Source organism: Pseudomonas sp. SDO5532_S415 (assembly GCF_054071155.1).
In genome coordinates this window covers 1-10,362 of record NZ_JBSVWS010000187.1, presented here as the reverse complement: position 1 = coordinate 10,362, position 10,362 = coordinate 1, and the positions used below count along the sequence as shown (strand labels likewise).

The 10,362-nt window shown below is 60.5% G+C and carries 13 protein-coding genes; 7 read left to right on the top strand and 6 right to left on the bottom strand.

Going from position 1 to position 10,362, the window contains the following annotated elements; all coding sequences use genetic code 11:
• Positions 1–56: 56 nt before the first annotated feature.
• From mtnC to aroC, 5 genes are all read right to left on the bottom strand, one after another.
• Positions 57–740, bottom strand: a complete 684-nt coding sequence (gene mtnC / locus ACW9HW_RS26105; protein WP_457402168.1) for an acireductone synthase — start codon at positions 738–740, stop codon at positions 57–59.
• Between the two features lie 4 nt (positions 741–744).
• A complete protein-coding gene (locus ACW9HW_RS26100) occupies positions 745–1,290 on the bottom strand; it encodes a 1,2-dihydroxy-3-keto-5-methylthiopentene dioxygenase (protein WP_095196813.1) in 546 nt (181 codons plus the stop codon).
• Between the two features lie 99 nt (positions 1,291–1,389).
• On the bottom strand, positions 1,390–2,010 hold the full coding sequence (locus tag ACW9HW_RS26095; RefSeq protein WP_095196814.1) for a methylthioribulose 1-phosphate dehydratase: 621 nt from the start codon (positions 2,008–2,010) through the stop codon (positions 1,390–1,392).
• Positions 2,007–3,158: an MFS transporter gene (locus ACW9HW_RS26090; RefSeq protein ID WP_457402166.1), complete on the bottom strand. Its 1,152-nt coding sequence runs from the start codon at positions 3,156–3,158 to the stop codon at positions 2,007–2,009. The genes ACW9HW_RS26095 and ACW9HW_RS26090 overlap by 4 nt, the downstream gene beginning before the upstream one ends.
• A 28-nt stretch (positions 3,159–3,186) precedes the next feature.
• Complete coding sequence (gene aroC, locus ACW9HW_RS26085) at positions 3,187–4,278, bottom strand: chorismate synthase (protein WP_095196815.1); 1,092 nt, start codon at positions 4,276–4,278, stop codon at positions 3,187–3,189.
• An 84-nt stretch (positions 4,279–4,362) separates the two neighbouring features.
• Between aroC and ACW9HW_RS26080 the strand changes: the two genes are divergently transcribed.
• Positions 4,363–5,361, top strand: coding sequence for an alpha/beta hydrolase (locus ACW9HW_RS26080; RefSeq protein ID WP_095196816.1), 999 nt, complete (start codon positions 4,363–4,365; stop codon positions 5,359–5,361).
• Between the two features lie 93 nt (positions 5,362–5,454).
• Positions 5,455–6,246 (top strand): hypothetical protein, encoded by a 792-nt coding sequence (locus ACW9HW_RS26075; RefSeq protein ID WP_095196817.1) that lies wholly within the window; start codon positions 5,455–5,457, stop codon positions 6,244–6,246.
• A gap of 111 nt (positions 6,247–6,357) precedes the next feature.
• Here the strand turns inward: ACW9HW_RS26075 and prmB are convergent, their stop codons facing one another.
• Positions 6,358–7,266 carry a 50S ribosomal protein L3 N(5)-glutamine methyltransferase gene (gene prmB / locus ACW9HW_RS26070; protein WP_457402164.1) on the bottom strand — a complete coding sequence of 303 codons (909 nt, stop codon included), beginning with the start codon at positions 7,264–7,266 and terminating at the stop codon, positions 6,358–6,360.
• Positions 7,267–7,505: 239 nt separating this feature from the next.
• On the opposite strand from prmB, the gene ACW9HW_RS26065 reads away from it, so the two are divergent.
• From ACW9HW_RS26065 to ACW9HW_RS26045, 5 genes are all read left to right on the top strand, one after another.
• Positions 7,506–8,096: a cysteine hydrolase family protein gene (locus ACW9HW_RS26065; RefSeq protein ID WP_095196819.1), complete on the top strand. Its 591-nt coding sequence runs from the start codon at positions 7,506–7,508 to the stop codon at positions 8,094–8,096.
• A gap of 132 nt (positions 8,097–8,228) precedes the next feature.
• On the top strand, positions 8,229–8,549 hold the full coding sequence (locus ACW9HW_RS26060) for a hypothetical protein (protein ID WP_095196820.1): 321 nt from the start codon (positions 8,229–8,231) through the stop codon (positions 8,547–8,549).
• Between the two features lie 89 nt (positions 8,550–8,638).
• Positions 8,639–9,196, top strand: coding sequence for a Smr/MutS family protein (locus tag ACW9HW_RS26055; protein WP_095196821.1), 558 nt, complete (start codon positions 8,639–8,641; stop codon positions 9,194–9,196).
• A gap of 77 nt (positions 9,197–9,273) precedes the next feature.
• Positions 9,274–9,819: a GTP cyclohydrolase I FolE gene (gene folE, locus ACW9HW_RS26050; RefSeq protein ID WP_007988130.1), complete on the top strand. Its 546-nt coding sequence runs from the start codon at positions 9,274–9,276 to the stop codon at positions 9,817–9,819.
• Positions 9,820–9,923: 104 nt separating this feature from the next.
• A complete protein-coding gene (locus tag ACW9HW_RS26045) occupies positions 9,924–10,295 on the top strand; it encodes a glutathione S-transferase N-terminal domain-containing protein (RefSeq protein WP_095196822.1) in 372 nt (123 codons plus the stop codon).
• The last annotated feature ends 67 nt before the right edge of the window (positions 10,296–10,362 follow it).

The following is a 10,362-nucleotide window of genomic DNA, read 5'->3' as shown; positions in this document are numbered from 1 at the left end:
GCGTTATCGTTCACGACCATCGCGAGCAAGCTCGCTCCTACAGGGATTGTGTTGTTTTAGAAGGTGGAGGGGCTGATTCGGGCAAAACTGTCCACAGTGACATGTCCCGCCAGTTCCCCCCCCTCACGGGCCAATCCGCAGGTGGCCATTCCCGCCTTACGCGCCGCGTCCAGCTCTTCGACGATGTCCGACAGGAACAGAATCTGCGAGGCCTCAAGCTTGATGGCCTGAGTAATGTTGGCGTAGGACTGCGATTCGCGCTTGGGTCCGGACGTGGTGTCGAAGTAACCGCTGAACAGCGGCGTAAGATCCCCCGCCTCCGAACAGCCGAAGATCAGGCGCTGGGCCTGGATCGAACCGGATGAATAAACGAACAGTTGATAACCGGCCTGATGCCAGCGTTGCAGCGCTTCAACGGCATCCGGATACACATGCCCCTTGAGTTGCCCGGCCTGGTAACCCTGCTCCCAGACCATCCCCTGCAGTGCCTTGAGCGGCGTGGCCTTGCGGTCTTCGGCAATCCAGCCCAGCAGGATGTCGATGACCCGCTCCACGTCGGCACCCGGCTCGTTGCTGTCGCGGCGCACGGCGTCCAGTTGTTCGGCCACGTCGGAACGCGCGGCGTGCTGGCTGACGAACGTCGGCAAATGTTTGGCCGCGTAGGGAAACAGCACGTCGAACACAAAACTCACCGCGCTGGTGGTGCCTTCGATATCGGTGAGAATCGCTTTGATCGGCATCGACTCAGTCCTCAAGACGCGGAAATTGGCCGGCGATGTCGTCGCCGGTGAAATTGGCCACCCAGCCTTCCGGGTTGTTGAACAGGCGAATCGCCACAAAATGCGGATGCTCGCCCATGTCGAACCAGTGCCTGGTACCGGCAGGTACCGAGATCAGGTCGTTTTTCTCGCACAGCACGGCGTAGACGTAATCGTCGATGTGCAGGGTGAACAACCCGCGACCGGCGACGAAAAAGCGCACTTCGTCTTCACCATGGCGGTGTTCTTCGAGGAACTTGGCGCGCAATTCGGCTTTTTGCGGATGATCGCTGTTGAGGCTGATCACATCGACTGTGATGTAGCCGCGCTCGGTCATCAGCTTGTCGATTTGCGCCTGATACGCGGCAATCACTTCTTCCTGAGTCGCGCCAGGCTGGATCTTCGCGGCGGCTTGCCAGCGGTCGAAGCGCACGCCCTGTTCGGCCAGGGTCGAAGCGATGTCTTCGAAATGGGTCAGCACCTTGTTGGGAATTTCAGGGCTGGAGACGTGATAAACGGACAGGCTGCTCATGGGGCAATTCCTCGGTTTCGGCTGCGCCGTCCGGTTTGTGGACACCGGTCGGGCGCAGCGCTGCATCAGGCGATGGGCGACTTGTGGATAAGTCTGCCGTTAACGGTTCAACACACTGCGAGTCTTCAACTCGCACTCGAACAAAAACTCGAAGGCCTCGATCTGCCGCAGGGCATCGCTCATCCGCGCGCCCCAGGTGTAGAGGCCGTGGCCGCGAATCAGGTAACCGACGCAATCGGGATGGGCGTCGAGCCAAGGCTGCACCTTGGCGGCGAGTCGCGCAATGTCCTGATCGTTGTCGAAAATCGGCACCCGCACCCGGGATTCGTGGGTCGATACACCGCTGAAGGCCTTTTGCAGTTCGTAGTCTTCGAACTCGATGAAATCGCCCAAAGTCAGGCGCGACAGCACCGTGGCGTTCACCGAGTGCGTGTGCAGCACCGCGCCGATCTCCGGGCGCCAGCTGTAGAGCTGCGTGTGCAGCAGGGTTTCGGCGGACGGTTTCTTCCCCGGCTCCAGGCTGTTGCCCGCCAGGTCCGTGGCGAGCACATCATCAAGACCCAGCTGGCCCTTGTGCTTGCCCGACACCGTCAACAAGGCTTCGGTCGGCGACAATCGGGTCGAATAATTGCTGCTGGTGGCCGGCGACCAGCCGCGGCCATACAGAAAACGCCCGGCGTCGATGATTTCCTGGGCGAGGTGTTCACGGGTAAGGCTCATGGCCTGTCCTCTTGCATACGTGTGGCAATGATAACGGCAGCCGCGAGGGCTGCGAGACTGGCAATACTAAAAGTCCATGCCGCGCCCAGGGCGTTCCAGCTGTAGCCGGAATACAACGCGCCCAATGCGCCACCGGTGCCAGCCAGTGCGGCGTACAACGCCTGGCCCTGCCCTTGCTGGCGCGCGCCGAAGCTACGTTGCACGAAGGAAATGGCAGCGGCGTGAAAGCTGCCGAACGTCGCCGCGTGCAGGATCTGGGCAAACAGCAGCACCCAGAGAAACTCCGCCAGCGAACCGAGCAGCAACCAGCGCAATGCCGCCAGCAGGAAACTCGCCAGCAGCACCCGACGCAACGAGAAGCGCGAGAATATCTTGCTCATGGCCATGAACATCAACACCTCCGCCACCACGCCAACGGCCCAGAGCATGCCGATGACGCCACGGCTGTAACCCAATCGCTCAAGGTGCAGGGTCAAAAACGTGTAATACGGTCCGTGGCTCATCTGCATCAGTGCCACGCAAGCGTAAAACGCCAGCACGCCGGGGCTGCGCAATTGCTTGAGGAAACCCTCCCCCGTCGGCCGGTTACCCTGCGCCGGTTGCGCGTTCGGCACCCACAGGCTGCTGAGAACGATGCCGGCCATGATCAGCACCAGCGCCGCCGGGTAGATGTCGAGGCTGAGCCATTCGAACAAACGCCCAAGCGCAACCACGGTGATGATAAAACCGATGGAGCCCCACAAGCGGATCTGGCTGTAGCGCGATGTCTGGTCTTTAAGGTGTGCCAGGGTGATGACTTCGAATTGCGGCAACACCGCATGCCAGAAAAATGCATGCAAGGCCATGACCATCGCCAGCCAGGCGTAGGTCTTGCTGACGAAAATCAGCGAGAAGGTCAGCAGCGTGCAAACGGCACCGAAGCGCACGATGGCCAGGCGCCGGCCGGTGTAGTCACCGAGCCAGCCCCAGATGTTCGGCGCCACGCAACGCATCAGCATGGGGATCGCCACCAGTTCGCCGATTCGCGCCGGGGTAAATCCCAAGTGATCGAAGTACAGCGCCAGAAACGGCGCTGTCGAACCGAGCAAGGCGAAATAGAACAGATAGAAGCTGGAAAGCCGCCAGTACGGAAGCGCCGCCACCGCCATCAGACTGCAGCGGCTTTCAAGTCAGCCATTAAAGCTGACCCAGCACCGGCGTGCTCACGCGCACATCGGCGTTCTGTCCACGGTGGCGCAACAGGTGGTCCATCAGGACGATGGCCATCATCGCTTCGGCGATCGGCGTGGCGCGAATACCGACACACGGGTCGTGACGGCCCTTGGTGATGACCTCCACCGGGTTGCCGTTGATGTCGATGGAACGGCCCGGCGTGGTGATGCTGGATGTCGGCTTCAGTGCCAGGTGCGCAACGATCGGCTGACCGGACGAAATGCCGCCGAGGATGCCGCCGGCGTTGTTGCTGAGGAAACCTTCCGGGGTCATCTCATCGCGGTGTTCGGTACCGCGCTGGGCGACACTGGCGAAACCGGCACCGATTTCTACGCCCTTGACCGCGTTGATGCTCATCAGCGCATGGGCCAGTTCGGCGTCAAGACGGTCGAAGATCGGCTCGCCCAAGCCCGGCATTACGCCTTCAGCCACCACGGTAATCTTCGCGCCGACCGAATCCTGGTCGCGGCGCAACTGGTCCATGTAGGCCTCGAGTTCCGGCACTTTGTCGGGATCAGGGCTGAAGAAGGCGTTCTGCTCCACCGAATCCCAGGTCTTGAACGGTATTTCGATCGGCCCGAGCTGGCTCATGTAGCCGCGAATGACGATGCCCTGGGTGGCCAGGTATTTTTTCGCAATGGCGCCAGCGGCAACGCGCATGGCCGTTTCACGGGCCGAGCTGCGACCGCCGCCACGGTAATCGCGCTCGCCGTATTTGTGGTGGTAGGTGTAGTCGGCGTGGGCCGGGCGGAACAGGTCCTTGATCGCCGAGTAGTCCTTGGACTTCTGGTCGGTGTTGCGGATCAACAGGCCAATGGAGCAACCCGTGGTGCGACCCTCGAACACGCCGGAGAGGATTTCGACTTCGTCGGCTTCCTGGCGCTGGGTGGTGTGGCGGCTGGTGCCGGGCTTGCGGCGGTCCAGGTCGCGCTGCAGATCCTCCAGGGAGATCTCCAGGCCCGGCGGGCAGCCATCGACAATGGCGACCAACGCCGGACCATGGCTTTCGCCCGCGGTGGTGACAGTGAACAGCTTGCCGTAGGTATTGCCGGACATGCAGGACGCTCCGTGAAATCGAACCCAAATACGTAATGCGCGCCAGTATACGCAGGCTACCCAAGTAGTTCATCCTCGAACCTTATGGGTGCCTGCGAGTCCAACCGGCATCTTGATGATAATGGCGTGATGATGCTGCGAGTTTTGATCTTGAGCCTTACCCTGATGTCCGGCTTCGCCCAGGCCACAGTCCTGCAACGGCCGATCACCCTGGACACCGGCACCGGCGAGCTGTTCGGCTCGCTGTTGCTGCCAAAATCCGACAAACCGGTACCGGTTGTCCTGATCATTTCCGGCTCCGGTCCTACGGATCGCGACGGAAACAACCCCGACGGCGGACGCAATGACAGCCTCAAACGCCTGGCGTGGGTGCTGGCCAAACACAACATCGCCAGCGTGCGTTACGACAAACGTGGCGTGGCCGCGAGCCTGGCAGCGACCCCGGACGAACGAAACCTGACGCTGGAGGCCTATGTCGCGGACGCCGAAGCCTGGGGCCGCCAACTCAAAACCGATCCTCGTTTCGGCAAGCTGATCCTGTTGGGGCACAGCGAAGGCGCGTTGATCGCCAGCCTCGCGGCGCCGAGCGTCGATGCGGCGGCAGTGATTTCCATGTCCGGCAGCGCCCGGCCGATCGATCAGGTGCTGCGCCAGCAACTGAGCAATCGCCTGCCGCCGCCGCTGATGCTGCGCAGCAACGAGCTGCTCGACAGCCTCAAGGCCGGGAAAACCGACAACAACGTGCCGCCGCCATTGCAGGTGATTTTCCGCCCGAGCGTACAGCCGTATCTGATTTCGCTGTTCCGCCAGGACCCGGCGGCAGCCTTCGCCCGCTTGAAAATGCCGGCGCTGATCATTCAGGGCAGCAACGATATCCAGGTCGGCGTCAATGATGCACGCCTGCTCAAGGCGGCCAAACCGGACGCTGAACTGGCACTGATCGAAGGCATGAACCATGTCATGCGCATCGTGCCCAACGACGTCAAACGCCAGTTGGCCTCCTACAAGGATCCGAATTTGCCGCTGGCGGCGGAACTGGGTTCGCGAATCCTCGGGTTCATTGACGGACTTGGCTCCCGTTAATTTGCTCTCCAGTCTTGTCGAAAACGGCCGATAAGACTTTGTCGCCAGCGCACTGGCTGGCGGCAAGCTGAGCTTGGACAGGATCTCGCCGTTATGACCGATACCCCGACTTCACCCGACACCACCGCTGAAAAAGACGCACCGCCAGCGGTCGAGCTGCCCTGGGCGGACGTCCACGTCGAGCACCACAAAATGCTCCGCCTGGCGCCGTTGCAGACTGACCGCAGTACCGGCGGTCGGCCGTTGCGCTTCGTCGAATTCGGTTACGCCGAACGCAACGACAAGCTACGCAGCCTGATGCGCATGAGCATCTCCCTTCCCGGCCAGCGGGTGCGCAAGGAACAGAATCATCTGGACGTGTGGGTCGACCACACTGAAAAACGCGTGCATTTCAACCCGGACAGCGGCCTGCAGGTCGAACCGCTGAACCGTGGCATCGGTCGCTTCATGGCAGCGCAAGGCATTACCTGGGCGAAAAAGCGCTGGCCCGGCTACACAGTCGACGGCATTGATCTCAACAACAAGGACGCGTTGAACGAAGACACCCGCCTGCGCCGCGATCATTTTTTGCGGGTACACGGTTTCGATGTGGTTTACGCCGACGCCCAGCATTTGAAGGGCAGCGTCAAAGAAGTGCTGGTCGGCGACCTGCTGGGTGACTGGAACACGGAAAAACTGCAAGTCGTGGAAATTCTTGAAGCCGCGCAGATGCTCCAGCAAGCCGAGCAGAATCTCGCCGAGCAGGAAGTCAAACTCAAGAAACACGAAGAAAAAGTCAGCAAGTACAAACGCGAAGACGCCGGGTTGCGCTTCACCATTACCTGCCTGGTGGCGTTCGCGGTGTTTCAGGCGGGGTTGCTGATCTGGATTGCGACGCACCGTTGAAGACTTGAAACCGCGGCGCGGCTATTCGCGAGCGGGCTCGCTCCCACACTGGATCTGCGTCGTTCACAAATCCCCTGTGGGAGCGAGCCTGCTCGCGAAGCTTTTTGACGGTTAAACGCGGGATGCAAACAGTGCCTGATGATCCCGGCACTGCTCGGCCGACAGCATGAACACGCCATGCCCGCCACGCTCGAAATCCAGCCAGGCGAAGTCGACTTCCGGGTACAACGCCTCGACGTGCACCTGGCTGTTGCCCACCTCGACAATCAACAAGCCCTTCTCGGTCAGGTGATCCGCCGCTTCGGCGAGCATGCGCCGCACCAGGTTCAATCCATCGTCACCGCAGGCCAGGCCCAGCTCCGGTTCATGCTGGTACTCGTCCGGCATATCGGCAAAATCTTCGGCGTCGACGTAAGGCGGGTTCGAAACGATCAGGTCGAAACGCTGCCCTGGAAGCCCCTCGAAACCGTCACCCTGCACCGTGTAGACCCGCTCATCGACGCCATGGCGCTCGATGTTCTGGTTGGCCACTTCCAGCGCTTCGAACGACAGATCGGCCAGCACCACTTCAGCGTTCTGGAACTCATAGGCGCAGGCGATACCAATGCAACCTGAACCTGTGCACAGGTCGAGGATCCGAGCAGGCTCGGTACCCAGCCAAGGGGTAAAACGGTTCTCGATCAACTCGCCAATCGGCGAACGCGGGATCAGAACGCGTTCATCGACGATGAACGACATCCCGCAGAACCAGGCTTCGCCCAGCAGATAAGCAGTCGGTACCCGTTCTTCAATGCGACGCTTGAGCAACAGTTGCAAGTGGACCAATTCGTCTTCTTCCAGATTGCAATCGAGGTAGCTGTCGGAAACTTCCCACGGCAAGTGCAAGGCACCCAACACCAATTGACGGGCTTCGTCCCAGGCGTTGTCGGTCCCATGGCCGAAAAACAGATCCTCCCCATGAAAGCGGCTGACGGCCCAACGGATATGGTCACGCAGGGTACGAAGGCGGGAAGTGATCACGACGGCAAACTCCAGAAAAATCGACGGGCGATTCTACCAGTCAAACGTCGCCACGACGACGCAGGAAAAACACCGGTGCAGATGTAGGACTAATCTCTTTTTACAGCCCGGTATTGAACAAATCGGCCCACTTGACAACGCTGCACGCCAGTAACGACGGTGCCTACGATAGTAGCGATTCACAGAAGCGCTCAGCCAGAGGACAATGTCGCAAAAGCCCCACTCCAAGGAGCCCCAGAATGTCCGTTCCACAAACGATGTTTCAACTCAGCGGCCGCGGCTACGCAGCAGCCAAACTGAGTCATGCGACCCTGATCATCATCGATGCCCAGAAAGAATACCTCAGCGGCCCACTGGCCCTGAGCGGCATGGATGCGGCTGTCGCGAACATCAAGAAATTGGTGACTGCTGCCCGTGCGGCCGGCCGGCCGATCGTGCATGTCAGCCACCTCGGCACCGTCGGTGGGCTGTTCGACCCACGCGGTGAGCGCGGGCAATTCATTCCGGGGCTGGAGCCGCTTGCCGGCGAAATCAAGATTGAAAAGATCCTGCCGAGTGCATTCCATGGCACGGATCTGAAAAAACGCCTGGAAGAGCTGGGCTCGGTGGATCTGGTGGTTTGCGGTTTCATGAGTCACTCCAGTGTCAGCACCACGGTGCGGGCAGCGAAAAACCTGGGTTTCCGTTGTACCCTCGTGGAAGACGCCTGCGCCACCCGCGATCTACCGTACAAAGGCGGCGTCCTGAGCGCCGAGGATGTGCAGCGGACCGAAATGGCGATCATGGCGGACAACTTTGCCGCCGTCGCCCAGACCAACGACCTGGTCTGATTCCAGGGTTGATGAGCGGTCCATGCCGCCGCTCATCCGTAAAAGCCTCTCATTAGCTGCAATTGTCTTAGCCTCAGGAACATCCCGGTCAACTTCCGGTCGAAGGGCCGATACCCATTGAGGAAGGTCGGAATGAAGTTATCCGATGGTTTTGACGCTCGCCGCTTGCGGCCCAAAGGCCAACGCAACTGGCGTTTTCGAATCGGCGCAGCCTTCGCTGCGTTGCTGGCTACGTGCGGTGTGTTGCTTGCCATGGCCGGCGTCGCCAGCCTGCTGGGGCACGCACCTGCCCTGGGCGAGATGAACACCAACCGCGCCGGTGCCGCGGTGATTCTGGCGATCGGTCTGTTCGTGCTGTACCTCGGCGTATGGATGTGGCGTCGCTGCCGGCGCCGCTCACGGCAGTCGCAGGCGCTCAACATGTCCCCGCATCTGATGAAAAAACACGACTGAGTCCAAGGCCGCGGCCGAACGCCGCGCGTTTTGTCGCGCGCCCATTCGCTTCGAGTTGGGTAAACTGGCCGCCCTTCGCGGAGGCTGACATGCAAGACGACGATTTTTCCCTGTTCAAAAACGCGATCCAAGGCGTCAAGCCGATCAAGCACGATCGCGCCGAAACCGGCAAACCCAAAGCTGACCGCGCGCAGATCGCCAAGCTGCGACAAGCCGCCACCGTGCGCACCGATGCCACCACCGTCGATGGACTGTCCGATCAGTTCGTCATCGACGTCGGTCCTGAAGACGAGCTGATGTGGGCACGTGACGGCGTGCAGGAAAGCCAGATGCGCAAGCTCAAGATCGGCCAGATCCCGTTCGAGGGCAGCCTTGACTTGCATGGCATGAGCGTGGAAAAGGCCCGGGAAACCCTCTGGGCGTTTCTGGCCGAAGCCACCAAATTCGAAATCCGCTGCGTGCGCGTGACCCACGGCAAGGCCGTGCGCCTGGATGGCAAGCGACCGATGATCAAAAGTCATGTCAACACCTGGCTGCGCCAGCATCCACAAGTGCTAGGCTTCACCTCTTGCCAGGCAAAACACGGCGGTGCCGGCGCGGTTTATGTGATGCTCAAACGCACCATGATGGAAGGTCGCGACGAGTAAAGCTGATTCGTCACGCTTGCAGCGCCGTGTCCGCCACCGTACCCTTGCTCTTTGCGTAAAATCCCACAGGTAGTTTCATGTCCCTGGAACAGAATTACACCGCGATTCTCGGCCAATTGGGCGAGGACGTGTCCCGCGAAGGCCTGCTCGACACGCCAAAACGTGCCGCCAAAGCCATGCAGTACCTCTGCCGCGGTTATGAACAGACGCTCGAAGAAGTCACCAACGGTGCCTTGTTCAGCTCCGACAACAGCGAAATGGTGCTGGTCAAGGACATCGAGCTGTACTCGTTGTGCGAACACCACCTGCTGCCGTTCATCGGCAAGGCTCACGTCGCGTACATTCCGAGCGGCAAGGTGCTGGGCTTGTCGAAAGTCGCGCGGATCGTCGATATGTACGCCCGTCGCCTGCAGATCCAGGAAAACCTCAGCCGCCAGATCGCCGACGCGGTCCAGCAGGTCACCGGCGCCCTGGGCGTTGCGGTGGTGATCGAGGCCAAGCACATGTGCATGATGATGCGCGGTGTGGAAAAGCAGAACTCCACGATGATCACCTCGGTGATGCTCGGCGAGTTCCGTGAGAACGCGGCGACCCGCAGCGAATTCCTCAGCCTCATCAAGTAACTCGTAACTCAAGGAAAACCGGCATTCATCGCCGGTTTTTTTTCGCCTGTGAAAAATCAGGTAAGCTGCGCGACTTTCTTCATTTGCCCCGTGAGGCTTACAACGTGTTCGTCAAAGCGCTTCGTGTCGGCCTCGGCCAACTGATCATCTTCATCGACTTCCTCACTCGCCCTGGCAAGAAGCAGCGCCCCGCCGCCGCTCAGGCCCAGGTCGAAGCCGCCGCCAAGGGACTGACCCTGTATCAATTCCACGCTTGCCCGTTCTGCGTGAAAACCCGCCGCACCCTGCGCCGCCTGAATGTGCCGGTGGCGTTACGCGATGCGAAGAACAACGAGCAGGATCGCCAGACCCTGCTGGAGCAAGGCGGCAAGATCAAGGTGCCCTGCCTGCGTATCGAAGAGAATGGCCAGACCACCTGGATGTATGAGTCCAAGGTGATCATTGATTATCTGGATAAGCGGTTTGCGGCGGTCTGATGGATTTACGCTGTCAGTACCGGCCTCATCGCGGGCAAGCCCGCTCCCACAGTTATTGCGGCGCTCA